The sequence below is a fragment of the Streptomyces sp. NPDC057623 genome (genome assembly GCF_042800355.1).
GTDB lineage: Bacteria > Actinomycetota > Actinomycetes > Streptomycetales > Streptomycetaceae > Streptomyces.
In genome coordinates, this window is record NZ_JBHVGZ010000025.1 from 105,348 (window position 1) to 129,147 (window position 23,800).

The window sequence follows — 23,800 nt, forward strand, 5'->3', positions numbered from 1 at the left end:
CCTATCTATTCGCCGACAGCGTAAGAGGTGCATACGAGACCGGCGCGCCGACGAACCCCAGGTCCTCGGCGGCGCGGGCGATCTGGCTGAGGTAGGCGACCGTCGGCGGCCGGTCACGGCCGGACACCGTGGCGGGGGTGCCGTGACCGCCGCCGACGACGTGGCGGCTGTCGCCGTTGGTGGGCAGGAACCAGTGGAACGTGAGGGACACGTCGGTCTCCGATCAGAGAGTGGGGGGCGTGAAGGGCTTCACAGCAGTCCGTGCCGGGGTGGCCTGGTGCCGTTGAGCACGTGGCGGCCGACGTGCTGGACCTTCCAGCGGGCCGGGTCGTGCAGGGTGTGGGTGCGGGCGTCGCGCCAGTGGCGGTGCAGGCCCAGGGAGTCGAGCGCCGACCGGGTGCCGGAGACCTCGAAGAGGGCGCTGCCGACCTCCACGGCCGCCTCCGCCGCCGTCACCTTCGCGGCGGCCACCGCGATCGAGGCTTCGGCGGCGGAGTCGTCGGTCAGGTCGGCGCGGGCCGCGTCCACGGAACGGGCCGCGGCGGCGAGCAGCGCGTCGGCGGCCCGGACCCGGATCGCCAGTTCACCGAACCGCTGGACCAGCAGGGGGTCCTCGGCGGCGGTGGCGTGTCCGGCGTCGACGCTCTCGAACCAGGGGCGGCTCTTGGTGCGGACGAACTCCACGGCCTCGGCCAGGGCCCCGGAGGCTATCCCCACGTCGATCGCCGCGTGCAGCAACTGGGCCACGGCTCCGTGTAGTTGGGGCCCCTGGAAGGTGAGGTGGTGCGGCACCACCCGGTCGGCGGACACGGGCACCGACTCCAGGCGGACGGTGCCGCTCGCGGTGGTCCGCTGCCCCATCCCGTCCCAGTCGTCCACGACCGTGAGACCGGGCGCGTCCCGCGGTACGTACGCCACGTGCGGGTTGTCGTCGTCGGCGCGGGCGAGGACGGGGATCCAGTCGGCGAACAGGGCGCCCGTGGAGTAGTGCTTGACGCCGTCGAGGACGTACGACCCGTCCGGGCGCCGCCTGAGCCGCGTCCGGATGTCCTGCACATGAGTGGTGCCCGCCTCCGACTGGGCGTTGCCGAACCGCTTCCCCGCCAGGACCTCGCCGAAGAAGAACGCCTGTTGCTCCCGACTCCCCTGCCGGCGCAGCACGTTGACGTACACGAAGTGGCTCTGCGGGATCTGGGCGAGGCTGGCGTCGGCCGAGGCCAGCAGCCGGAAGATCCCGGCGAGTGTCTCCGTACGGACGTCCGCGCCGCCGAACTCCTCGGGCACCGTCACCCCGAGCAGCCCGGAGGCGGACAGCCGCTCCAGTTCCGCGTGCGGCAGCCGGCGCAGCGCGTCCCGCTCGGCGGCGTCCTTGCGGAAGTCCGCGGCAAGTTCGGCGGCGACGCCGAGGGCCTCGGCGTCGCCGGTGAGCACGGGCACGGCGGTCATGCGGTGGCCGCCAGCAGGGTCGGGCGGCCACCGAGGGCGAGCGAGAACTGGTCGGTGACCTGGGCCAGGGCCTCGGCGGTGCCGGGCGCGACGGTCAGGGTGCCGTCGTCGCCGACGGAGATGTCCTTGTCGAGGGTGAACCAGCCCGGGGTGATGTGGGCGGGGCCCATGGAGTTGAGAACGGGGCGCAGGGCGTAGTCGATGGCCAGGACGTGGGCGGTGGTGCCGCCGGTGGCCAGCGGGAGGACGGTCTTGCCCGCGAGCGCGTACTGCGGGAGCAGGTCGAGCAGCGACTTCAGCAGACCGGAGTAGGCGGCCTTGTAGACGGGGGTGCCGATCACGATGCCGTCGGCGCGCTCGAACAGGGCGGTGGCCTCGACGATCGCCGGGTGCCGGAAGTCGGCGTGGAGCAGGGCCTCGGGCGGCAGGGTGCGGACGTCGAGCGGGATCACGTCGTGTCCCTGGGCGGCGAGCCGGTCGTCCAGGTGACGCAGCAGCCGGGCGGTGCGGGAGGTGGCGGAGGGGCTGCCGGAGACGGAGAGGATGGTGGCCATGACAGGACCGACCTTTCAGGAGTACCAGGTGGGCTGCGGCAGTTCGCCGGTGAGGACGTGGCGGCCGATCTCGCGGCGCTTGTAGGCCACCGGGTCATGGAGGGTGTGGGTGCGAACGTTGCGCCAGAAGCGGTCGAGGCCCTCGGCGGAGGCGGTGGCGCGGGCGCCGGTCACCTCGAAGATCCGGTTGGTGACCTCCAGTGCCACGTCGGTGGCGCGAGCCTTCACCGCGGCCACCCGAACCTCGAACTCACCGCGGGCCTGCTCGGTGACCGCGTCCGGGTCGTCGTGCAGCTTCTGCCCCTCGGCGGCCACCGCGTCGGCGAGCGCTTCGGCGGCCCACAGCTTGGCGGTGAGGTCGCCGTAGGTGTCGATGACGTACGGCTCGTCGACGGCGTGCTCGTGGCCGCCGTGCAGCCAGGCGCGGGACCTGGTCCGGGTGTAGGTGGCGGCGGTCTCCAGGGCGCCGGCGGCGATGCCCAGGTAGAAGCTGACGAAGACGAGCTGGATGGTCGGCACATTGAGGGTGTTGTAGACACGCGGCCGGAACCGCTTGTCCACATAGCCCGCCGCGGCCGACCAGGGCACGCGGACGGCGTCGAGGGTGACGCCGCCGCTCTCGGTCAGGCGTTGGTCGATGATCTCCCAGCCGTCATGGAAGGCCAGGTCCCCGGAGCCGACTGGCACGATGGCGGATTCGTCCTGGCCGATGCCTTCCAGGACGCCCTTGAGAACCACAACGCCGGAGACCCTGCTGCCGGTGAAAACAACCCCTGACGGTGCGAAGCGTCGTGCTAGGTTTGTGACGTCGCGGCGGGACACGTCGGAGGGACGACACCACTCAGGCGGTCGAGCGTCCGTGAACCTCAGCCAATCAGGGTTGGAATCCTCCCGCTTCCAGCGGGGGGAGGATGTCAAAGGTAGTGGTAGCCGAGTAGCTGCCCGGTGGAGTTGTCCGCCCTGGAAATCTCGCGGACCACGCGGTAGGCGGTAGGCCAGTCCTGGCCTCCGCCGCCGTGTTCGGTGGGGCTGAGCAAGGTGACCGTATCGGCGTCCTTGAGGAGTTGACCTCCGTCGTACCAGGTGCCCGGCGGGGTCACGGGCCGCGGCGTCGGTGGCGAGGACGGCGGCGACCTCGGCGGCGCGGGCGAGCCAGCCCTCGGGGTCACTCGGGGCGGGTGCGGTCTTCCAGTCGGCCGGTGCGGCGGTGCTCATGGGGAACCCCTTCTCAGCTGTGGGTACGGGTGGCGGTCAGGCGCGGATGGCGGCGACGGGTTCCGACTCGGCTTCCTGGGCCTCCAGTTCGCGTACGAGGGGCAGCACCCGCTTGCCGAAGTACTCGACCTCCTCCAGGTAGTGCAGGAAGCCGAGGAGGAAGAGGTCCACGCCGAGCCGCTTGTAGGCGACGATCCGCTCGGCGATCTGCTCGGGCGTACCGATCAGGCCGGTGCGGAAGCCGTCGTTGTACTGGACGAGGTCCTCGAAGCCGGAGTCCTGCCACATGCCCTTGCCGTCGCCGGTGGACGGGCCGGCCTGCTGGACGGCGTCGCGGAATCCGTGGACGGCCTCGGTGTTGGCCTTGGCGACGATCTCGCGGAGCGTGTCGCGGGCCTCGGCCTCGGTGTCACGGGCGATGAGGAAGCCGTTGAGGCCGAACTTCGGTGCTGTGCGGCCCACTTGGGCGGCGGCCGCGCGGACGTCGTTGATCTGCTCGGTGACGCCGTCGAAGTCCTTGCCGTTGCTGAAGTACCAGTCGGAGACCCGGCCCGCCATGGCGCGGGCGGCGCTGGAGTTGCCGCCCTGGAAGATCTCCGGGTGCGGGCGCTCGGGCGTGTTGAGGGGCTTGGGCTTGAGGGAGAAGTCGCGCAACCGGTAGAAGTCACCGGCGAGTTCGGTGTGGTCCTCGGTCCAGATCCCGCGCAGGGCGGTGATGAACTCCTCCGAGCGGCGGTAGCGCTCGTCGTGCTCCAGCCAGGGCTCTCCGAGGGCGGTGAACTCGCCCTTGAACCAGCCGCTGACGACGTTGACGGCGAAGCGGCCGTTCGACAGGTGGTCGGCGGTGGCGCCGAGCTTGGCGAGGACGCCGGGGTGCCACAGTCCGGGATGGACGGCGGCGATGACCTTGAGCCGCTGGGTGGCGAGGAGCAGGGCGAGGCTGAAGCTGGTCGACTCGTGCTGGAACTCGGCGCCGTAGCTGGCCATGTAGCGGACCTGGCTGAGGGCGTACTCGAAGCCGTTGTTCTCGGCGAGGACGGCCAGTTCGCGGTTGTAGTCGTAGCCCCAGTCGGTGCGCTGCTCGATGGTGCTGGTGACCAGGCCGCCGCTGACGTTCGGCACCCAGTAGGCGAAGCGGGCGGGGTCGGATCCGGGCGGTACGGGCATGGGGAACTCCTGGCATGAGTGCGCACGCGAAAAGGGCGCGTGCGTGACAGGGAAACGTGTTCAGTGACCGGGGTTCAGGCGTGCGGGAACGCCGTCCCGGGGAGAGTCGAATTCACGTGCCGAAATCACGACGGAAATCGGTCGGCGGTGAAATGCGCGAAGAGAGCGGCGCGAGTGCGAGGGTTTCCCTCGGAGGCCGGTCCGGTGGGTTCAGACCCGACAGCGACAGCAGGAGCTGGAGACACGCGCGAGGTCGACATGGCGTCGCTGCGTGAGATCCGGTCGCTTCATGTCATCGATCAAAACAGGAGGGGGTCCGGCCGGTCAAGAATGCCCGGAGGTGATTCCACATGCTGAGAGTCGGTATTCACGAGGTTGTGACAGGGTTTCCCTTGAACGCGGCGCGCGGCTGGCGGCACGCTCCTGTCGTGCGTATAGAACAGCTCGAATACATCGCCGCCGTCACGCGGTCGGGGTCGCTGCGGCGCGCCGCCGAGGAACTGCATCTGTCCCAGCCGGCGCTCAGCGAGACGGTGCGCAATCTGGAGCGGGAGCTCGGCGTGGATCTGCTGGAGCGCAAGCGGTCCGGGGCGAAGATCAGCGACGAGGGGCGGGAGTTGCTGCCGCACATCATGAGTGTGCTGGACGCGGTCGACCGGCTGCGCGGGGCGGCCGGGGACCAGCACCGCATCAGCCGGATGGTCCGGCTCGGCACGGTCAACACGGCCACCGTCCCGCTGGTCATCCCGACGGTGCGGGAGTTCCGGGCCTCGCACCCGCTCACCCAGGTCGAGCTGGTCGGCGCCCAGCAGTCCGAGATCCAACGCGGGCTGCTGGAGGGGGCGTTCGATCTGGGGCTGGTGAACTACCTCGGGGGCGACGACCTGCCGCCCGGCTTCGAGACCACCGAGCTGCTGCGCGGCCGGCCGGTGGTGTGCGTGCGCCCGGACAGCCCGCTGGCCGCCCTGGAGACCGTGGACGCGGACAGCCTGCTGGCCGAGCCGCTGGTGGTGATGCGGTCCGGCTATGTCATGCACCGTTTCCTGCACCGGCTGCTCGACGGCCGTACGCCGTCGTTCTCCTACTCCACCGACGGCGCGGAGATGGGCAAGCTGATGGTGGCCGAGGGGCTGGGGGCGACGGTGCTACCGGACTTCAGTGTCATCGGCGATCCGCTGGAGCGGAGGGGCGCGATCACCGTACGGCCGCTCGCGGGGGACGAGACGGAGGTGCTGCTGGTCCTCCAGCGCCGGCACTCCGGCTCGGTCCCCCGGGCGGTCCGCGATCTGCACGAGCTGTTCGTGCGCAACGCCCGTGCGTACGAGGCCCTTTGAGGGGCGCCCGCTACTTGTTGGTCCTGGGCAGGCCGGGCGGGTTGATCTCCGACTTGGTCACGGCCTCGTCGGACAGGCCCCAGCGCTTGAGCACCTTGGCGTACGTCCCGTTCTCGATGACGTGGTTGAGGGCGTCGGCCAGCGGCTTGACCAGGCCGCTGTCCTTCTTGGTGGTGGCCGCGATGAGGCCCTGGAGGGTGGCGCCGGCGCCGGAGTAGGTGCCGACGACCTCCGTCCTGCCGGTGGTGGCCGCGTGGTAGGCGGCGGTCGGGTTGGGGCCGAGGTAGAGGTCGATACGGCCTGACTGGAGAGCGAGGTAGGTGTCGCTGTCGTTCTGGTAGTACTTGATGTCGACCGGCTTGCGACCGGCCTTCTCGTTCTCCTTGCTCCACTCGACCAGCAGCTTCTCCTGGTTGGTGCCGCTGCCCACGGCGACCGTCCGGCCCGCCACGTCCGCGGGCCCGGTGACCTTCCATCCGCTGCCCTTCTTGGCCTCGAAGCCCAGGTTGTCCTCGCGGTAGGTGGCGAAGTCGTACTTCTCCTTGCGCTCCTCGGTGACGGTGATGTTGCTGAGGCCGGCGTCGTACTTGGCGCTGTCGAGTCCGACGAAGATGTTCTCCCAGGACACCGTGTTGAGGTGCGGCTTGAGCCCGAGGACGTCGGCGACCAGGTACGCGAGGTCGGGTTCGACGCCGATGACGGTCTTGTTGTCGGTGGCGTAGAAGGTCAGCGGCGCGGCGGAGCCGGAGGAGGCGACGAGTTCCAGGGTGCCTCTCCTGCGGATCGCCTCCGGTACCTCGGCGGCTATGGAGTCGACCTTGCCGGTGGTGACGCGGTCCTGGTCCGAGCTGATGTTGATCTTGGTCTTGGATCCCGACGTGGCCGCGACCTCGGTGGTGCCGCCGTCGGTGGGGTTGGCGCAGGCGGCGAGGACGAGGGCGGAGGCGAGTCCGAGCGCGGCTGCGGCGGTACGGCGACGGGCGAGGCTGGTGGACACGGTCGTTCTCCTTGCGTGTGGAACGGGGGTGAGGGTGGGTGAGGGCGCCGGTCAGAGGACCTTGGAGAGGAAGGCGCGGGTCCGTTCCTGGCGTGGGTGGTCCAGGACGGCCGCGGGCGGTCCCTGCTCCACGACGACTCCGCCGTCCATGAACACCACGGTGTCGGCGACCTCGCGGGCGAAGCCGATCTCGTGGGTCACGACGATCATGGTGGTGCCGGTGCCGGCCAGGTCCTTGATGACGTCGAGGACCTCACCGACCAGTTCCGGGTCGAGGGCCGAGGTGGGCTCGTCGAAGAGCAGTACCTTCGGTTCGAGGGCGAGCGCGCGGGCGATGGCGACGCGCTGCTGCTGGCCGCCGGACAGCTGGCGCGGGTAGGCGTCGGCCTTGTCGGCGAGGCCGACCCGGTCGAGGAGCCGGCGGGCGGTCTCCTCCGCCTCCTTGCGCGGACGGCGCAGCGCGGAGACGGGGGCCTCGACGAGGTTCTCCAGCACGGTCAGGTGGGGGAAGAGGTTGAAGTTCTGGAAGACGAACCCGATGTTGGTTCGCTGCTTCAGTACGTCCCTCTCCTTCAGCTCGTGCAGCCTGTTCCCCGAGCGGCGGTAGCCGATGAGCTCGCCGTCGATGCTGACCCAGCCGCGGTTGACCTTCTCCAGGTGGTTGATGGTGCGCAGCAGCGTGGACTTCCCGGAGCCGGACGGGCCGAGGATCACGGTGACCTCGCCGGCCCGGACCTGAAGGTCGACGCCGCGCAGCACCTCCAGCGGACCGAAGCTCTTGTGGACGCCGTGGACGTCGACCATGACGGCACTCATGAGATCTCCTTCGTCACGAACCGGCGCCGGACGCGCTGGAGCGGGGTGGGCGGCGGGGTGCGGTCGGCGCCGCGGGCGTAGCGGCGCTCCACGTAGTACTGGGCGACCGAAAGGAGGGAGGTGAGGACGACGTACCAGGCGGTGGCGACCAGCAGCAGCGGGATCACCCGGCCGTTGCGGCCGTAGATCACCTGCACCTGGTAGAACAGCTCGCCGATGGACATCACGTAGACGACCGAGGTGCCCTTCAGCAGGCCGATGATCTCGTTGCCGGCCGTGGGCAGGATGGCGCGCATGGCCTGCGGCAGCACGATCCGGCGGATCTGCCGCAGCCGGGGGATGCCCAGCGCCGCTGCCGCCTCCAGTTGTCCGTGGTCGACGGAGAGGACGCCGCCGCGCACGATCTCGGCGGCGTAGGCGGCCTGATGCAGCGTCAGCCCGATGATGGCGGCGCCGATGGTGCCGATGAGGCTGTTGCTGTCGACGGACCAGAACACCGGACCGAAGGGGATGCCGACGCCCAACTCCTTGTACAGGGCGCTGAGGTTGAACCAGAACACCAGCTGGACGATCATCGGGATCGACCGGAAGATCCAGATGTAGGCCCAGGCGACGGTCGAGAGCACCGGGCTGCGCGACAGGCGCATGAAGGCGAGCACGGTGCCGAGGAGGAAGCCGAGGACGGTGGCGTAGGCGGTGAGCTGGAGGGTCACCCACACCGCCTGGACGATCGTCTCGGAGAAGACGTAGTCCCAAAAGACGTTCCACTCCCAGACGGGGTTGGTGGCCAGGCCGTGAGCGAACTGGGCGATCAGCACGATCACGGCGAGGCCCGCGGCCCAGCGGGCGTGGTGGCGGGTGGGTACGACCTTCAGTTCGGCCGGGTCATCGGCCGGCTTCGTGGCCGGTTCCGCGAGGGTGTCGCGGCTCATGGATCTGGTGTCGCTGCTCATGGGTCACCTGTGCTCGGCCGGGTTGATCCGCGACGCGTCGATCGCGGAGGCGGCGGTGCCCCACTTGGCGAGGATCCGGGCGTAGGTGCCGTCCTTGATCAGCTCGTCGACGGCGGCCTGGAAGGCCTTGGTGAGCGGGGAGCCCTTCTTGAAGGCGAAGCCGACGTCGAGGCGGTGGAACTCGCCGAGGAACGCGGTCTGTGACGCGGGCTGGGCCGCCTGGTAGCGGAGGCCGTTGATGGTCGACATGATCACGTCGATCCGGCCCTGCTGGAGCGCGGTGAGCGTCGCCGCGTTCTCCGAGTAGACCTTGACGTCGTACGGCTTCTTGCCCGCCTTGGCGCAGACGTCCTTCTGTGCGGTGAGGGTCGCCTCGAAGGTGGTGCCGGCGCCGGTGCCGATGGTCAGCCCGCACAGTTCGGTGAGGTCGGTGACCTTCGTCGTGAGCTGAGTGTTGCCCTTCTTCACCGCGAAGCCCTGGCCGTCGTTGATGTAGGTGACGAAGTCGATGGTCTTCAGGCGCTCGCTGGTGACGCCGAAGTTGCCGGTGCCGAAGTCGTACTTGCCGCTGCCGAGGGCGGGCAGGATCGTCTCGAAGGAGGCGTCCTGGCGTTCCAGCTGCACGCCGAGCACCTTGGCCACGGCGTCGGCGAGGTCGATGTCCTGGCCCGCGGGTGCCTTGTCCGTGCCGTTCGGGTAGTACGCCCCGGGCGGGAACCCGACCGAACTGCCGACCCGCAGCGTGCCCGCCTCGCGTACGTCGGCGGGGAGCAGGGCCGAGACGGAGTCCACCTCGTGTACGGCGGCGACCGGATCGTCGGTCGGCGCGGGAGATGCCTGGGCACCCACCGCCGCCGTGCCGTCGACATCGCCGGAGCCGCAGGCGGTCAGCGCGAGCAGGGGCAGCAGGGCGAGGGCCGCGGTGGAGCGCAGGCGGGTTCTGATCGTGCGGATGTTCACTGGTCGGGGGCCTTTCCCGTGCGTTCCCGGACGGTGAGGTGCTTCTCGAAGGGAAGCGGGCCGACGGTCTCCGGGTCGGCCTCGGTGTCGAAGAGCGGTGTGTAACCGGTGGCCAGGTAGAGGCCGCGCGCCTCGGGCTGGCGGGGACCGGTGGTCAGGTGGATCCGCCGGTAGCCGCGAGCGCCCGCCGCCCGCTCCAACTCGGCGAGGACGCGCCGCGCGAGGCCGCGTCTGCGGTGCGCGGAATGGGTCCAGATCCGCTTCAGCTCGGCCGTGGTCGCGTCGTACCGCCGGAAGGCGCCGCCCGCGACGGCCTCGCCGCGTTCCAGCAGCAGCAGGAGCAGACCGCCGTACGGCTCGGTGAACTGCTCGTCCGGGTAGCGGGAGATCTCGGCGTGCGCGTCCTTGCCGTAGCGCGTCGAGTACTCGTCGCCGAGTTCGCGCAGCAGGGGCTCGACCCGGGGGTCGGAAACGGGAACCTGAATGACCGTCAACTCCGGTGCGGAGGTCACCCGTTCACCGCCGCGAGGGTCTGCGTCCCGCGTGCCGCCCGCTCGGCGTCGCGCTTGGCGACCTCCTCGCGGACGATCGGGATCACGTGCCGTCCGAAGTCGATGGCGTCGCCCAGCAGGTCGTAGCCGCGCGCGGAGAGGATGTCGACGCCGAGGTCGTAGTAGTCGAGCAGCGCCTGGGCGACCGTCTCCGGGGTGCCGACCAGGGCGTTGGAGTTGCCCGCGCCGCCGGTCGCGGCGGCGGTGGGGGTCCACAGGGCCCGGTCGTAGCGCTCGCCCGCCTCGGCGATGGCGATGAGGCGCTGTGAGCCGGCGTTCTGAGGTGATGCGGCCTGGGGTCGGTCGAGCCCGTTGTGGCGCTTGGTGATCGCCTCGCCCCGCTCCTTGCGTGCCTTGATCGCACCGACCGTGCGGTGGGCCTTCTCCCAGGCCAGCTCCTCGGTGGGGGCGATGATCGGGCGGAACGCGACCTGGATCCGGGGGACGTCGGTGCGGCCCGCCGCCCGGGCCGCGGCCTTGACGTTCTCGATCTGCTCGGCGGTCTTCGCGAGGGGCTCGCCCCACAGGCAGTAGACGTCGGCCTCGGCGCCGCCCGCGGCGTACGCCGCGGGCGACGAACCGCCGAACGACACGCCGGGGCGGGGCTGTTGGACGGGGAGGACGTCGCTGACGAAGTCGTGGAACCGGTAGTGCTCACCCTCGTGGTCGAAGGGCTCGCGGGTGGTCCAGATCTTCTTGACGATCCGGATGTACTCGCGGGTGCGGGCGTAGCGCTCGTCCTTGGTGAGGGTGTCGCCCTCGCGGCCCTGTTCGTGGTCGTTGCCGCCGGTGATGAAGTGCACGGTCAGCCGGCCGTCGCTGATCCGGTCGAGGGTGGCGAAGGTCTTGGCGGCGAAGGTGGGGTAGGAGACGTTGGGCCGGTGGGCGAGCAGGATCTGGAGGCGGTCCAGGCGGCTCGCGATGTACGCGGCGGCCGGTGCGGGGTCGGGCGATCCGGAGCCGTAGGCGAACAGCACCCGGTCCCAGCCGTGGTCCTCGTGCGCCCGGGCGAGCCGGAGTGTGTACTCCTTGTCGAACGCGGCGCCGGAGCGCGGCGTGGTTTCGGAGCCGTCGTTGGTGGCGGCGATGCCGAGGAACTCCACGGGCATGGGCATGACCTTTCGGGGAACGCGGCCGCACGCGGGCAGGCGGACAGGACGCAACCGCCTTGCGCACAGGCATGAGTGACGATCCGTCAGTCGACAGCTGACGGTTCGGGTACGGGCGTGACGACGCCGGGCGTCGGTGGGGACGAGAGACGGTGGTGCGGCAGCGCGCGAAGAGGGAGCTCGGCCCGCGACGGGGTCACCGAGGGAGGGAAGGGCCGGTCAGACGGCCCGCTGCCGAGTCAGGCGCAACACGCCGCGGAGCACACCCGACAGAAGTCGATGTGACCGCGCGAGACCAAGCGCTGCTGGGCATTCATGCGACCAATTGAGCAGGACATCGCGCTTCCCGTCAAGCAGAGCCCGGATGCCGGACCGCCTCGACCGGCCTCGCGCGGCACGCTGTTGACACATCGCCGCCATGGGCACATACGATCGACGGCGGACCGGCTCCGCGATGCGCGGCGGCCTCTCCGGCCGCGTTGAGGGACGCGGCGAGCGTGACGACACCGAGCCCCGGCCGCACCGAGTGCCGCCGGGGTCACCCACGCCCGCGTTCCCTCCCTCGGAGATCCTCCCCATGGTCACGTCGCCCCGTCTCATGTCCGGTCCCGCAACGAAGACTCCCCCGCTGGTCGGCGTCGACCCGCCACGGATCGTGCCGCGCCGGCACGCCGGCCGGTGGGTGACCGCCGCCCTCGCGCTGCTGCTCTTCGCGATGGTGCTGAACTCGGTGGTCCGCAACGAAGCCTTCCAATGGGACGTGGTGGGCCGATACTTCACCACCTCCGCCGTGCTCGACGGACTGCTGCTCTCCCTGTGGCTGACCGCGGTGGTGATGGTGCTCGGCTTCCTGCTCGGCACCGTGCTCGCGGTGATGCGACTCTCCGCCAACCCGGTGCTGCGCACGCTGAGTTGGGGCTACGTGTGGATCTTCCGGTCCACGCCACTGCTGGTGCAGCTGCTGTTCTGGTTCAACATCGGCGCCCTGTACCCGACGCTCGGCGTCGGGATCCCGTTCGGCCCGCAGTTCGTCACCGTCGAGACGGTCAACCTGTTCGGCCCGACCCTCACCGCCGTCATCGGCCTGACCCTGCACGAGAGCGCCTACGCCGCCGAGGTCGTGCGGGGCGGCATCCTGTCCGTGGACTCCGGACAGACCGAGGCCGCCCAGGCACTCGGTCTGAGCAGACGCCGCACCCTGCGCCGGGTCGTCGTCCCGCAGGCGATGCGCTCCATCGTGCCGACCGCCGGGAACATGCTGATCGGCACCCTCAAGGGCACCAGCATCGTCAGCGTGCTGGCCGTGCACGACCTGCTGTATTCGGTGCAGCTGATCTACAACCAGACCTACCAGGTCATCCCGCTGCTGATGGTCGCCACCTTGTGGTACATCGCGGTGACCACGGTGCTCAGCGCGGGCCAGTTCTACGTCGAGCGCCACTACGCCCGCGGCGACGCCCGCGCCCTGCCGCCCACTCCGCTCCAGCGGCTGCGCGGCCACCTCACCGCCGTACGCCTCCGGCTGAGCGCGGCGACGGCCTCCGACGCCCGCCCGGCGATCGGCGGTGACCGGTGAGCGCCGGCTCCGCCACGGCCGTCCTGGTCGTCGTCGGCGCGGGCCCCCGGGCCACCGGCCTGCTGGAGCGCATCGCCGCCAACGCGCCCGAACTCTGGGACGGGCAACGGGAGTTGCGCATCCACCTGGTGGACCCGCACCCGCCGGGGCCGGGACGGGTCTGGCGGCACGAGCAGTCCCGACTGCTGCGGATGAACAGCATGGCCGAGGACGTCACGATGTTCACCGACGAGTCGTCCGCCATCGAGGGCCCGGTACGGCCGGGTCCCTCGCTCGCCGAGTGGGCCGCCCAGTTCTCCGGCCGGGGACCGCTCCATGCCCCGCACGCCGAACCGGCCGACCCGGAAGTGCTCGCCGAGCTGCGCTCGCTGTCCGGGAGCGACTTCGCCACCCGACGCGCCCAGAGCGCCTACCTGGACTGGGTGCTGCGCAGGGCGCTGGCCGAGCTGCCGCCCACCGTCACCGTCGAGTGGCACCGCACCACCGCGACCGCCGTCACCGGACCCCCGGACGGCCCGCAGCAGGTGCGTCTGGCCGACCGCGCCACCCCTCTCACCGCCGATCTGGTGATCCTCGCCCAGGGGCACATCGGCTCCGTCCCCGCCGCCGAGCACGGCGACCACGCCGCCTTCGCCCGCCGGCACGGCCGCTTCCACCTCGGGCCGGAGTTCTCCGCCGACGCCGACCTGTCCGCGCTGCGCCCCGGCGAACACGTCCTCCTGCGCGGCTTCGGGCTCGCCTTCATCGACCTGATGTCCCTGCTCACCGAGGGCCGCGGAGGCGCGTTTCGCACCGGGGCCGACGGCACCCTCACCTACCTCCCCTCCGGCCGCGAGCCCGTCCTGCACGTCGGGTCACGGCGGGGAGTGCCGTACCACTCCAAGACCCGCTACCAGCTCCAGGGCCCACGGCCGCCGCTGCCCCGGTACTTCGGCCCGGAGGCGGTCGACGCGCTGCTCGCCGTGGGCCGCCCGCTGGATCTGCGGCGCGAGGTCTGGCCGTTGATGGCCAAGGAGATCGGCTTCGGCCACTATCACGAGCTCTTCCACGCCCACCCCGAGCGCACCGCCACCCCCTGGCCGGACTTCGTCGCGGAGTACGACCGCCTGGACTGGTACGGCGCCGAGATGACCGCCCTCGTCGCCACGGCCGTACCGGACCCCGCGGACCGTCTGGACTTCGAGACCCTGGACCGCCCCTTGGACGGCCTCGCCTTCCCGACCCCGGACGCCTTCCAGGACCACCTGCGCGACCACGTCGACCGGGACGTCACCCGCCGCGAGGACCCGGAGTTCAGCGCGGACCTGGGGGCCTTCCTCGCCCTGCTCTCGCTCTACGGGCAGCTGCCCCGTCTGGTGGCCGCCGGACGGCTGACGGCACGGTCGGTCGCCGAGCAGCTGGACGGCTGGTGGCAGGGCTTCTTCAGCTTCCTGGCATCGGGCCCGCCCGGCTTCCGGCTGCGCCAGCTGCTGGCCCTGTCACGGGCCGGGATCGTCCACTTCGTCGGCGCGGACATCCGGATCGGCACCGACGAGAGCACCGGCACCTTCACGGCGGCCAGCCCCAGCGTCCCCGGCCACACCGTCCACGCCACGGCCCTGGTCGAGGCGTATCTGCCGGGCCCCTCCCTCGACCGCACCGAGGATCCCCTGCTGCGGGCTCTGCACCGGGCCGGCGCCCTCACCGAGGAGGTCATCAGCGACCCCACCCACACCCACCGCTCCGGACTGCTCGCCGTCTCCCCCACGGACGGCCACGTCGTCGACCCGTCGCTGGGCGACAGCCCGCACCCCCGCCGGATCGCCCTGGGGGCTCCCACCAACAGCAGGGCCGTGGCCGCCTTCGCCCGGCCCCGCACCAACGCGCCCGCCTTCCGACAGAATGACGCGGTGGCGCGCGCGGTTCTGCGCGCCGCTGGCGCCGGTCTCCTGACCTCGCCTATCTCGGATGGCGAGAAGGAAGCGTCCATTATATGAAAAGCCTCTTGGGGTAGAGCCGAGCTTCTGCCACGATCCCCATCAACCAGGTAGGAAAACTAGGAATCTGTGGGGTGGGGTGGCCATGAGCACGCGCAACCACACAGACCTGTTGTCGCCCCTCCTGACCACACGTCGCCACATCGACTTCGGCCGTACGGCCAGCGCCATCTGTCGGCTCGTCTGAGTCCCTGCGCTGACGTCCCTGCGCGCCACCCGCACGTCCCCCCACACCGCTGTGCCCCCTGCCGTCCCACCGGGACGGCGGGCGAGTGGTGTGCCGGTGCGCACCAGCAGGCTGCACGCCCCCTGCCGTACACCCCTGATCACCTTTCCCTGAGAGGACACCTCCGTGTCTGCCGCAAGACCGCTCACCACCCTGCGCACCTTCGCCGTCATCGCGGCGCTCCCCCTGCTGCTGACCGCCTGCGGCTACGGCGCCGAGTCCACCGACGACGGCAAGCAGGCCGCGGTCGCCACGGACGCCAAGAAGCTCTCCGCCGACGAAGTGAAGATCGGCTACTTCCCCAACCTCACGCACGCCACCGCTCTGGTGGGCGTCCAGGAGGGGCTGCTCCAGAAGGAGCTCGGCGGCACCACGATCAAGGCCTCGACGTTCAACGCGGGTCCGTCGGAGATCGAGGCGCTGAACTCCGAGTCCATCGACATCGGCTGGATCGGCCCCTCCCCCGCCATCAACGGCTACACCAAGGCGGACGGCACGAACCTGCGGATCATCTCCGGTTCGGCCTCCGGCGGCGTGAAGCTCGTCGTCAACCCGGACAAGATCAAGTCCCTGAAGGACGTCAAGGGCAAGAAGATCGCCACCCCGCAGCTCGGCAACACCCAGGACGTGGCGCTCCTCAACTGGATCTCCGAGCAGGGCTGGAAGGTCGACGCGGAGAGCGGCAAGGGCGATGTCTCCGTCGTCCGCACCGACAACAAGATCACCCCGGACGCCTACAAGTCCGGCTCGATCGACGGCGCGTGGGTGCCCGAGCCGACCGCGTCGAAGCTGGTCGCCGAGGGCGGCAAGGTGCTCCTCGACGAGTCCGACCTGTGGCCCGACAAGAAGTTCGTGATCACGAACATCATCGTGCGGCAGGACTTCCTCAAGAAGCACCCGGACGTCGTCGAAGCCGTACTGCGCGGTTCGGTGAAGACCAACGAGTGGATCAACGCCAACCCGGACAAGGCCAAGGCCTCCGCGAACAAGGCCCTGGAGACGCTCTCCGGCAAGGCGCTGCCCGCCGAGGTCATCGACCCGGCCTGGAAGTCGATCACCTTCCTGGACGACCCGCTGGCCGCCACCCTCGACACCGAGGCGAAGCACGCGGTGCAGGCCGGCCTGCTGGAGGAGCCCGACCTCAAGGGCATCTACGACCTCGCGCCGCTCAACAAGGTCCTCAAGGCCGACGGCAAGGACGAGGTCGACGACGCCGGTCTCGGCGTCAAGTAACACTCCCGCACCCGACAGTTCCCAGGAGGTGACGACCATGGCCACTGTGACGGCCACGACCGACAAGGCCGCCGAGGACGCCACGGCGGTGCCCTACGCCGCCCGGATCGAGCATGTCTCGAAGTCCTTCGGCGGCCCCGCCGGACAGCAGCTCGTACTGGACGACATCACCCTCGATGTCGCACCCGGCGAGTTCGTCACCCTCCTGGGGGCCTCCGGGTGCGGCAAGTCCACCCTGCTCAACCTGGTCGCGGGGCTGGACCGGCCGTCCGCCGGCTCGATCGGCACGGACGGCCGGCCCGCGCTGATGTTCCAGGAGCACGCGTTGTTCCCGTGGCTGACCGCGGGCAAGAACATCGAGCTCGCGCTGAAGCTGCGCGGGCTCGCCAAGACCGAGCGCCGGCCGGAGGCGGAACGGCTGCTCGAACTGGTCCGGCTGAAGGGGGCGTACGGCAAGCGGGTGCACGAGCTGTCCGGCGGCATGCGGCAGCGCGTCGCCCTGGCCCGCGCCCTGGCCCAGGACAGCCGGCTGCTGCTGATGGACGAGCCGTTCGCGGCGCTGGACGCGATCACGCGGGACGTGCTGCACGACGAACTGACCCGGATCTGGCGGGAGACGGGGCTGTCGGTGCTGTTCGTGACGCACAACGTGCGCGAGGCGGTCCGGCTGGCCCAGCGCGTCGTGCTGCTGTCCTCCCGCCCGGGCCGGGTCGCCCGGGAGTGGACGGTCGGCATCCCGCATCCGCGCCGCATCGAGGACTCCGAGGTCGCCGAGTTGTCCGTCGAGATCACCGAAGAACTGCGTGGGGAGATCCGCCGCCATGGCCAGCACTGACAACGGCGTCGACATCCAGGTCGACGTCACCAAGAACGGCTCCGCGGCGGCCGGTGCGCCCCAGGATCCGAACGATCTGGCGGGGCTGGAGGCCGGGCTCGACGCCCTGGACTCGGTGCAGGTCCGCCGTACCCCCCTGCGCGAGACCCTGGTCCGCAAGGTGCTGCCGCCCGTCACCGCGATCGCGCTGGTGCTGGTGGTCTGGCAGTTGCTGGTCTGGGCCGAGGTGGCACCCGACTACAAGCTGCCCTCGCCGTCCGAAGTCTGGGGCGAGGTGCGCGAGTCCTGGCTCCAGGGCACGCTCCTCGACTACATCTGGACCTCCGTCTCCCGCGGTCTGATGGGCTTCCTGATCGCCCTCGCCATCGGTACGCCGCTCGGTCTGCTGGTCGCCCGGGTGAGGTTCGTGCGGGCGGCCATCGGCCCCATCCTGTCCGGTCTTCAGTCCCTGCCGTCGGTGGCCTGGGTGCCGCCCGCCGTGCTCTGGCTGGGCCTCAACGACTCGATGATGTACGCCGTGATCCTGCTCGGCGCGGTCCCCTCCATCGCCAACGGCCTCGTCGCCGGCATCGACCAGATCCCCCCGCTGTTCCTGCGCGCCGGGCGGACCCTGGGCGCGACCGGGCTGCGCGAGGCCCGGCACATCGTGATGCCGGCCGCGCTGCCCGGCTATCTGGCGGGCCTGAAGCAGGGCTGGGCCTTCTCCTGGCGCTCCCTGATGGCCGCCGAGATCATCGCCACCTCGCCCGATCTCGGCATCGGCCTCGGCCAGCTGCTGGAGCACGGCCGCACCAACAGCAGCATGTCCCAGGTGTTCCTGGCCATCTTCCTGATCCTCATCGTCGGCATCGCCATCGACCTGCTGATCTTCAGCCCGCTGGAGCGGAGGGTGCTGCGGAGTCGGGGGCTGCTGGTCAGCCGCTGAGCGTGTGGGTGACCTTCAGGCGGGAGATGCGGACCTCGCCGTGGTTGTCGTCGGCGCACGGCTCGGAGTTGTCGCAGTTGGCCTGCGTGTAGGCGCCCGCCTTGAAGTAGTTGGTGTCACCGTCGTGGGAGATCGTCGCCTCCAGACGGCCGTCGTAGTACGCGGCGATCTCCCCGTCCCTGGCCACGAACCTGGCCTCGAACTCGGTGCCGAGCTCGTAGTCGTCGGTGACGAGGTGGGCGTGCCGGTCGTCGCCGTCGGTGATGTAGAGGCTGCTGCCCTCGAGGCGGAAGACGGTGACGTCGTCGTCCCCGCCGTGCACCTGCGCGCCGACCAGGTACGGCCTGTCCTCGGGCAGCGCCGTGAACGCCTCCCTGACCACGAGGGTGTGGGTGCCGTCCGTGGTGGACCAGGCGGCCTCGTCCGCGCCGCCGTCGGTCATCTCCCGCAGTTCGGCGCGCGGGTAGCTGGAACCTCCCGTCGTCACGCCGTTGACCGCGGCCCGGAATCTCACCGCGTCGCAGCCGGCCTCCACCCGGAACCAGGGGTCGGCGGCGAAGGTCGCCAGCTCGGGCTGGGTGTTCTCGGTGGGGTCCTCGTCCTCGCCGGTGGGCAGCGTCAGCTTCCAGTTCGTCAGGTCGAGGGCGTCGGAGGGATACGCGCACCGGGCGGCCGCCCGCGCGCCCGGGATCTGCGCGTCGGCGTGGGCGGACAGCGCGAGCGCGGCGGTCGAGAGGGCCGCGGTGACGCCGGCCAGCACGACGGTCCGGGTGCTTGGCATGGAGGGTCGCCTTCCTGTCGGAGGTGCGCGGTTTGGGGCCGCGCGTACCGTACGCGCGATGGGCGGGACCCCTCCCGGAACCGGCGGTCTCACCGCATCTGCACAGGCGTGACACCTGCTCATGCGTGCGACTGATGAAGGCTCTGGGTAGACACTGCGTACGGTCCGCCGCACGCAGTAGGTTTCGAACTGCGCGCGGCCCTGGGCCGTGTGGCGTCCGGGGTTCGACCGAGGGGGAAGATCCGTGCGTTCCGGGGACGAGTTCGCCGACCGCTATGTCCTCAAGGAGGTCATCGGCGCGGGTCGGGGCGGCGACGTGTGGCTGGCCCACGACACCGTGGTGGGCCAGGACGTGGCACTCAAACCCGAGCGGGCGGAGGGCGAGGGCGAGACCGCGGTGCGGCGGCTGCTGGGCGAACCGCGTGCCCTGGCCAAGTTCCGCGACCATCCGCATGTCGTGACGCTGTTCGACGTCGTGACCGTGCCCCAGGACAGTGACGGCCGGGAGACGTACTGGTTCGTCATGGAGTACGTCCCCGGCGGCGGCCTGGACCGGCAGCCCACCGTCTCGCCCGTGCGCGCGGCCCTTGTCGGTGCCCAGCTCGCCGACGCGCTGGCCGCCCTGCACGAGGCGGGCATCGTCCACTGCGACGTCAAGCCCGCCAACATCGGCCTGACCCGGCACGGGACCGCGAAGTTACTGGACTTCGGCGCCGCTTACCGGGTCGGCGGCACCGAGACCATCACCGTCAACGGCCCGTTCAGCTTCACCCCCGACTACGCCGCCCCGGAGCTGGCCCGGGGCAACGTCCCACGGCCCGCCTCGGACGTGTTCTGCCTGGCGGCCACCCTCTACGCGCTGGTCACCGGCGCTCCGCCGCGCGGCGGAGCCCCCGCGCAGGACGCGGACGACGTCCCTGCCGGGCCAGGGGAGAGCGGCAAGGAAGCCGAGCGCCTGCGGTACTGGAAGGCCGAGCAGGGCGTCGTCGAGCTGGACGCCGCCGCCGTGGGTCCGCTGTACCCCGTGCTCACCTCCATGCTGCGCCGTGATCCCCGCCAACGCCCCGAGGCCGCCGAGGTCAAACGGCTCCTGGAGGAGGTCGCCGGTTCCGCGCCGACACCCTCTGCGGACACGGCCACCACCGGCCCCGTCACGGGGCGCCGCCGACGGCACCGACCGCTGATCGCCGCGGCCCTCGGCATCAGCGCCGTACTGGCCCTGGGGCTCGTCGTGCTGCCCGACCTCGGCGACGACGGGAAGGCCGCTCCGCACCCCGGTGAGAGCCGGAGCCGGCTCGACGCGGACGGCGCGGCGCCGGCCCTGATCGGCGATCCGCACACGGCCGACGTGTGCGAGCTGGCCGACCCCGCCGCCTTCGAGCAGTTCGGCGACGGGGAGATCCGTGTGGACGTGGACTACGGGAACTTCGACCGCTGCGACGTGCTCGTCGGTGTCGATGACAAGACCCGGATCGACGTGTCGGTCAGCCTCCGTCGGGGCTCACCGCCCGAGGGGTCGAAGCCGTCCAGCACCGTCGGGAGGATCGGCATCCGCGAGGAGCAGGCGGAGAGCGACGAGTGCAAGCTGCTGCTGACGGCCGACGGCGACAGCAGCGACACCCTGGTCGGGGTGCGCGTCAACATGGGCAAGGGCTCCGTGGTCGGGGGCAACGCGACCCTGTGCACGGTCGCCGACAAGGCCGCCCGGGGCGCGGCCGAGGTCCTCGACCGGGGTCCGCTGCCGCGTCGTTCGCCGCCCTACCCGCGCGCGTCGCTGGCCTGGGCGAACGCCTGTGAGCTGCTCGACGCCAAGGCGCTGTCCGCCGTTCCCGGGCTCAAGGTCGACGTGCCGGACGTCGGCATCGCGAACTGGAGCTGCGAGTGGTCCAGCGACGTCGACGAACTGGATGTGGAGGTGAGCTTCTTCCGCGATCAGCCCAAGTCGGCGGAGGAGGGCACGGCCCTCAGCCTCAGCGGGCACCGCACCGTCATCGAACCGGGCGACGACGGCGACACCTGTACGGCCTTCGTCGAGTACCGCAGGTACAGCGGCCAGGACGCCGAGACCGCCGCCGAGATGGTGCGCCTGGAGGTGGGCGGGCAACGGCCCACGGACGAACTCTGCGGGGTGGCCGAGAAGCTGGCGGCCTCCGCCGCCGCCGAACTGCGCGGCTGAGGACGTACGGCGCCCCGCCGCGCGCTCAGGGCGCGGAGTCGGGCCAGGCCGCGTCGTCCTCCATCAGGTCGAGGTCCGGCGGCACGAGCGTCGTCGACTCCACCAGGCCCTTGATCAGGTTGTGCAGCAGGTTGTTGTCACCGGGGCGGCCCTGCGACTTGTCGTGCATCAGCGGGTACCGGAAGCCGGTGCGGTCCAGACGGTGGCGTACGGCCTCGATCCGGTGCTCGATCCGGCGCTCGTTCCACCGGGCGTCCGGGCGCAGGTAGCTGAGCTGCTTGGCGGCCGTCGCGTACGACAGAGGACGCGGATCCTCCTCGTAGAGCAGGTACCGCTGACCGAGGACGACCAGCAGGAGCCGTTCGTCGTCGTTGAGCGCCCAGGTCTCCGGCCGGACGGTCTCGGCGCGCCGCCGCGACAACGGCCCCTGGTCGTCATGGCCCGCCACGTACAGCTCCACCAGGTGCTCGCGGTAGCCGGAGCCCTTCACGAACAGTGGCGTATAGCCGGTGGTGAGGGGGATCGGTTCGGTGGTGAGGTGCATCATCCGGCCGCGCGGCAGCCGGACGAGCTGCTGCCCGGTGTTCCGCAGCCACAACAGCCCCTGACGGTACGTCAACTCGCCGTGCCGCCGGCTCACCCGCAGGTCGTCCACGCCGACCCCCAGGTCCACGTCCGGTTTCTCACCACGCCCGAAGCGGACCGTGAGCCCCGGGCGGGGCGGTGCGCTGAGCTCGCCGGTGACCGTGCGGGCGTGCAGGGTCCCGGGCGTGGCGGGCGCGACACCACGCGCGAGGCTGGCGGAGAGGGTCATCGCTGGTCTCCTCGGGACGTGGGCTTCTGGGTTCGAGCGCTACTGGGCGGGCGTACGGCGTGCTGACCAGTGTCCACACCCGCTGCGGGACCCCTCCCCACATCCGACGCACCCAAGTCGAGACAGTGCGCGCATCATGCTGCCCGGTGCACGGGAGGGGTCCCGGAGGACGACGGACCCTGCGCGCCGCCCCTCCGTGGCGAGCCTGCCCACGGCAACCCACAGAGGCTCCTCCACCGTCACCACGCCGCCATGCGTCGACTCTCGTCCAGCGCTTGTTCCGGGGCGACCACTATTTGTTCCAGGTCAGGCTGATTCTCAGCTGAGCCGAGGCACCGGCCGCCGTGATGACAGCCCCTGCCTGAGCGCTCAACTCGACACCGAACTCCACGACGAGGACGTCCGGTCGTTGCACGAACGCATCCACTTGGGCAGCCACCCCGCGCGTCACGCTCCGCACGGCACGCATGACCTGCTCGAACGTGTCCTCGGCCTTCTCGATCACCGCAGACGTCGACGCACCCCGGGTCAGCACTGAGCCAGGCACCAGCCGTGGTCACGTGCCTGCGGCCGCCATCATCGCCTCCGGTGCGCGCGACGTTGTGGATCCGGGCATCCAGGCCGCGGAGGGCCGTGAACTGGGCCCCCTCAGCAGCCCGCTACGGCGTTGCGGGCCGGGACAGCATGCGTAGCGTGAAACGCCAGCGCTCGCGGGGCCCGCGATCCATCTGCGAGCGCAATGAGTGTGGTTCAATATCGCTGCCTGGCCTCTGTACGCGGCCAGACCTGAGCGTCCAGACCCGGCCTAGTGGCGCTGACAGGCAATCTACGTACGCATCAAATCGCTCCAGAAGTAGTACGCCGTCTCTCTGCGATTCATGGGGTCCTGAGATCCGTTCCAAGCAGCCTGGCCGGGAGGCAACGGAGCGGGATGAAGGAGCGTACAGCCATGAACACCTACCTCAACGTCAACGCCGCCGCCGTCACCGACCTCACCGGTGAGGCATTTAGGTCGGCGAGCATCCGCCTCACCGACCGTCGCACATGGACGGACCTTGTGGCTTCAGCCAGTCAGGATCAAGCGTTGCTCGAAGCGCTGATCCTTACCGGGTTGGCGTCGCATCACTCTCCGCAAAACCCTCTCGGTGTAGTGGAAGCGTTTCGCGCGGAGGCGGATCTGCTGCACCTGCGACTCGAAAGCGCCAGGGCCGTCGAAGCACTGCTCGACTTGCTGCCGTACAAGGAGAAGCGCGGAACGAGGCGCGGCGTACCAGGCATGCAGGCGTGCGTCGTCGGAAAACAACTCGAACTAACCGCCTCGTTCGGCGACAAGACCGGCATCCGATGGAACGCAGCCGATCCAACAGTGCGCGTCCATCTTCAAGGAGACGAGCTCCTGGCCAGCGTGCTTCAGGCACGTCACGAACGTGTGATCCAGGAACGCTGCACTCCGCAATGGGTGCCCGGCGAGACAGCCGCACCTCTGCGGCGTCGTCCACCTCTACCCCGCGATGTGATTGCCCAGCATCGTGCGAGCGCGCAGTTGGCGAGCGCGCTACTGCGCCGCCCACGGATGTGGACAGCACTGGCAGGGCACACTGGTCTCACGGTGAGTAACGATGTCACTGAGCATGGGCTGGACTGGACATTCGTACGGACTGTGGCAAGCGGGACGATGCTTCACGATGAGCGGCTGGTCGAGCTACTTCAGGACGCCATCACAGGACCGGATCTGGAACTCCTCGATCACGTCTGTGAGTCGAAGACCTGCACCCTACGCTTCGTCGGGTGTGTCGGGCGCGTCGAAGGCTGGAGAGGTGTCCTGACCATCCGCACCGAGTACGGAAACTCGGCCACCGGCCGTCCCGGGCGTGCCTTGGCCGCCCTCGGCGAGGTGCGAGCCCCCAGTCGCCCCTCCCGTCGAACTAGCGTCGCGAGCCGACCTGAGCCAAAGCGCTGCTTCGTCCTGACATCCGGTCCCTCGTCCCGGGAAGCTGTGCACGGTGTGACCGCCGCTGCTGCCGTTCGCCTGGTGACCGCCTGGGCGGCCGAAGGCCACGTTGAGCTTGTTCCGCTTTGACGGACACCATCCGTGTGGTGGTCAGGCTGCGAGTGCGGTCTCGTATTCGGCGGGACTGCGGTAGCCGAGGCTGCTG

22 protein-coding genes and 3 pseudogenes are annotated in these 23,800 nt (G+C 70.4%); 9 read left to right on the plus strand and 16 right to left on the minus strand.

The genetic code is table 11. From position 1 onward, the window contains the following. The 7 genes and pseudogenes from ACFU95_RS25095 to ACFU95_RS25125 all read right to left on the minus strand — a co-directional run. Positions 1-211, minus strand: a pseudogene (locus tag ACFU95_RS25095) (hypothetical protein); the annotation flags it as partial. 38 nt (positions 212-249) lie between these two features. Further along, on the minus strand, positions 250-1,446 hold the full coding sequence (locus ACFU95_RS25100; protein WP_383831528.1) for an SfnB family sulfur acquisition oxidoreductase: 1,197 nt from the start codon (positions 1,444-1,446) through the stop codon (positions 250-252). Continuing rightward, the gene (ssuE, locus tag ACFU95_RS25105; RefSeq protein WP_383831530.1) at positions 1,443-2,000 is read right to left on the minus strand and encodes an NADPH-dependent FMN reductase; all 558 of its coding nucleotides are present in this window, start codon (positions 1,998-2,000) and stop codon (positions 1,443-1,445) included. The genes ACFU95_RS25100 and ssuE overlap by 4 nt, the downstream gene beginning before the upstream one ends. Positions 2,001-2,015: 15 nt before the next feature. Continuing rightward, a pseudogene (locus tag ACFU95_RS25110) lies at positions 2,016-2,765 on the minus strand (acyl-CoA dehydrogenase family protein); the annotation flags it as partial. 149 nt (positions 2,766-2,914) lie between these two features. Further along, positions 2,915-3,215: pseudogene (locus tag ACFU95_RS25115) on the minus strand (monooxygenase); the annotation flags it as partial. Between the two features lie 36 nt (positions 3,216-3,251). Next, entirely contained in the window at positions 3,252-4,382 is a 1,131-nt protein-coding gene (sfnG, locus tag ACFU95_RS25120; protein ID WP_383831532.1) for a dimethylsulfone monooxygenase SfnG, read from the minus strand. Between the two features lie 210 nt (positions 4,383-4,592). Further along, complete coding sequence (locus ACFU95_RS25125) at positions 4,593-4,673, minus strand: putative leader peptide (protein WP_361305046.1); 81 nt, start codon at positions 4,671-4,673, stop codon at positions 4,593-4,595. A gap of 137 nt (positions 4,674-4,810) precedes the next feature. Between ACFU95_RS25125 and ACFU95_RS25130 the strand changes: the two genes are divergently transcribed. Beyond that, on the plus strand, positions 4,811-5,716 hold the full coding sequence (locus ACFU95_RS25130; RefSeq protein ID WP_383831534.1) for a LysR family transcriptional regulator: 906 nt from the start codon (positions 4,811-4,813) through the stop codon (positions 5,714-5,716). 10 nt (positions 5,717-5,726) lie between these two features. On the opposite strand, the gene ACFU95_RS25135 is transcribed toward ACFU95_RS25130, so the two are convergent. From ACFU95_RS25135 to ACFU95_RS25160, 6 genes are read right to left on the minus strand one after another with little or no spacing between them, the layout of a single operon-like run. Continuing rightward, positions 5,727-6,713: an ABC transporter substrate-binding protein gene (locus ACFU95_RS25135; protein ID WP_383831536.1), complete on the minus strand. Its 987-nt coding sequence runs from the start codon at positions 6,711-6,713 to the stop codon at positions 5,727-5,729. Between the two features lie 51 nt (positions 6,714-6,764). Further along, positions 6,765-7,529, minus strand: coding sequence for an amino acid ABC transporter ATP-binding protein (locus ACFU95_RS25140; protein ID WP_383831538.1), 765 nt, complete (start codon positions 7,527-7,529; stop codon positions 6,765-6,767). Beyond that, complete coding sequence (locus tag ACFU95_RS25145) at positions 7,526-8,461, minus strand: amino acid ABC transporter permease (RefSeq protein ID WP_383831540.1); 936 nt, start codon at positions 8,459-8,461, stop codon at positions 7,526-7,528. Before ACFU95_RS25145 ends, ACFU95_RS25140 begins: the two co-directional genes overlap by 4 nt. 24 nt (positions 8,462-8,485) lie before the next feature. Beyond that, positions 8,486-9,436, minus strand: coding sequence for an ABC transporter substrate-binding protein (locus ACFU95_RS25150; RefSeq protein WP_383831583.1), 951 nt, complete (start codon positions 9,434-9,436; stop codon positions 8,486-8,488). 2 nt (positions 9,437-9,438) lie between these two features. Then, positions 9,439-9,954 (minus strand): GNAT family N-acetyltransferase, encoded by a 516-nt coding sequence (locus ACFU95_RS25155; RefSeq protein WP_383831542.1) that lies wholly within the window; start codon positions 9,952-9,954, stop codon positions 9,439-9,441. After that, positions 9,951-11,102: an LLM class flavin-dependent oxidoreductase gene (locus tag ACFU95_RS25160; RefSeq protein ID WP_383831544.1), complete on the minus strand. Its 1,152-nt coding sequence runs from the start codon at positions 11,100-11,102 to the stop codon at positions 9,951-9,953. Before ACFU95_RS25160 ends, ACFU95_RS25155 begins: the two co-directional genes overlap by 4 nt. Positions 11,103-11,700: 598 nt before the next feature. Here ACFU95_RS25160 and ACFU95_RS25165 point away from each other — a divergent pair. The 6 genes from ACFU95_RS25165 (at position 11,701) to ACFU95_RS25190 (ending at position 17,873) form a co-directional block, all read left to right on the plus strand. After that, entirely contained in the window at positions 11,701-12,678 is a 978-nt protein-coding gene (locus tag ACFU95_RS25165; protein WP_383831546.1) for an amino acid ABC transporter permease, read from the plus strand. Further along, positions 12,675-14,654: an FAD/NAD(P)-binding protein gene (locus tag ACFU95_RS25170; protein ID WP_383831548.1), complete on the plus strand. Its 1,980-nt coding sequence runs from the start codon at positions 12,675-12,677 to the stop codon at positions 14,652-14,654. Before ACFU95_RS25165 ends, ACFU95_RS25170 begins: the two co-directional genes overlap by 4 nt. Before the next feature lie 85 nt (positions 14,655-14,739). Then, positions 14,740-14,841 carry a putative leader peptide gene (locus ACFU95_RS25175; protein WP_383831550.1) on the plus strand — a complete coding sequence of 34 codons (102 nt, stop codon included), beginning with the start codon at positions 14,740-14,742 and terminating at the stop codon, positions 14,839-14,841. 165 nt (positions 14,842-15,006) lie between these two features. Further along, positions 15,007-16,113, plus strand: coding sequence for an ABC transporter substrate-binding protein (locus ACFU95_RS25180; protein WP_383831552.1), 1,107 nt, complete (start codon positions 15,007-15,009; stop codon positions 16,111-16,113). Between the two features lie 37 nt (positions 16,114-16,150). Beyond that, entirely contained in the window at positions 16,151-16,948 is a 798-nt protein-coding gene (locus ACFU95_RS25185; protein WP_383831554.1) for an ABC transporter ATP-binding protein, read from the plus strand. Then, on the plus strand, positions 16,935-17,873 hold the full coding sequence (locus ACFU95_RS25190) for an ABC transporter permease (RefSeq protein ID WP_383831556.1): 939 nt from the start codon (positions 16,935-16,937) through the stop codon (positions 17,871-17,873). The genes ACFU95_RS25185 and ACFU95_RS25190 overlap by 14 nt, the downstream gene beginning before the upstream one ends. Here the strand turns inward: ACFU95_RS25190 and ACFU95_RS25195 are convergent. Continuing rightward, positions 17,863-18,654 (minus strand): polysaccharide lyase family 7 protein, encoded by a 792-nt coding sequence (locus tag ACFU95_RS25195; RefSeq protein WP_383831558.1) that lies wholly within the window; start codon positions 18,652-18,654, stop codon positions 17,863-17,865. The two genes, ACFU95_RS25190 and ACFU95_RS25195, sit on opposite strands and share 11 nt — an antisense overlap. A 244-nt stretch (positions 18,655-18,898) precedes the next feature. Here ACFU95_RS25195 and ACFU95_RS25200 point away from each other — a divergent pair, with 244 nt between their 5' ends. Beyond that, a complete protein-coding gene (locus tag ACFU95_RS25200; RefSeq protein WP_383831560.1) occupies positions 18,899-20,830 on the plus strand; it encodes a serine/threonine-protein kinase in 1,932 nt (643 codons plus the stop codon). A 25-nt stretch (positions 20,831-20,855) separates the two neighbouring features. On the opposite strand, the gene ACFU95_RS25205 is transcribed toward ACFU95_RS25200, so the two are convergent. Next, positions 20,856-21,644, minus strand: coding sequence for an FHA domain-containing protein (locus ACFU95_RS25205; protein ID WP_383831562.1), 789 nt, complete (start codon positions 21,642-21,644; stop codon positions 20,856-20,858). A 292-nt stretch (positions 21,645-21,936) separates the two neighbouring features. Beyond that, a complete protein-coding gene (locus ACFU95_RS25210; protein WP_383831564.1) occupies positions 21,937-22,149 on the minus strand; it encodes a CU044_2847 family protein in 213 nt (70 codons plus the stop codon). 444 nt (positions 22,150-22,593) lie between these two features. Between ACFU95_RS25210 and ACFU95_RS25215 the strand changes: the two genes are divergently transcribed. After that, complete coding sequence (locus ACFU95_RS25215) at positions 22,594-23,724, plus strand: hypothetical protein (RefSeq protein ID WP_383831566.1); 1,131 nt, start codon at positions 22,594-22,596, stop codon at positions 23,722-23,724. Positions 23,725-23,800 lie beyond the last annotated feature (76 nt).

Excerpts from the sequence above, each read along its gene's own strand:
- ACFU95_RS25100 (WP_383831528.1), bottom strand. The coding sequence starts at position 1,446 with ATGACCGCCGTGCCCGTGCTCACCGGCGACGCCGAGGCCCTCGGCGTC.
- ssuE (WP_383831530.1), bottom strand. The coding sequence starts at position 2,000 with ATGGCCACCATCCTCTCCGTCTCCGGCAGCCCCTCCGCCACCTCCCGC.
- sfnG (WP_383831532.1), bottom strand. The coding sequence starts at position 4,382 with ATGCCCGTACCGCCCGGATCCGACCCCGCCCGCTTCGCCTACTGGGTG.
- ACFU95_RS25125 (WP_361305046.1), bottom strand. The coding sequence starts at position 4,673 with ATGAAGCGACCGGATCTCACGCAGCGACGCCATGTCGACCTCGCGCGT.
- ACFU95_RS25140 (WP_383831538.1), bottom strand. The coding sequence starts at position 7,529 with ATGAGTGCCGTCATGGTCGACGTCCACGGCGTCCACAAGAGCTTCGGT.
- ACFU95_RS25145 (WP_383831540.1), bottom strand. The coding sequence starts at position 8,461 with ATGAGCCGCGACACCCTCGCGGAACCGGCCACGAAGCCGGCCGATGAC.
- ACFU95_RS25160 (WP_383831544.1), bottom strand. The coding sequence starts at position 11,102 with ATGCCCGTGGAGTTCCTCGGCATCGCCGCCACCAACGACGGCTCCGAA.
- ACFU95_RS25165 (WP_383831546.1), top strand. The coding sequence starts at position 11,701 with ATGTCCGGTCCCGCAACGAAGACTCCCCCGCTGGTCGGCGTCGACCCG.
- ACFU95_RS25175 (WP_383831550.1), top strand. The coding sequence starts at position 14,740 with ATGAGCACGCGCAACCACACAGACCTGTTGTCGCCCCTCCTGACCACA.
- ACFU95_RS25185 (WP_383831554.1), top strand. The coding sequence starts at position 16,151 with ATGGCCACTGTGACGGCCACGACCGACAAGGCCGCCGAGGACGCCACG.
- ACFU95_RS25190 (WP_383831556.1), top strand. The coding sequence starts at position 16,935 with ATGGCCAGCACTGACAACGGCGTCGACATCCAGGTCGACGTCACCAAG.
- ACFU95_RS25195 (WP_383831558.1), bottom strand. The coding sequence starts at position 18,654 with ATGCCAAGCACCCGGACCGTCGTGCTGGCCGGCGTCACCGCGGCCCTC.
- ACFU95_RS25205 (WP_383831562.1), bottom strand. The coding sequence starts at position 21,644 with ATGACCCTCTCCGCCAGCCTCGCGCGTGGTGTCGCGCCCGCCACGCCC.
- ACFU95_RS25215 (WP_383831566.1), top strand. The coding sequence starts at position 22,594 with ATGAACACCTACCTCAACGTCAACGCCGCCGCCGTCACCGACCTCACC.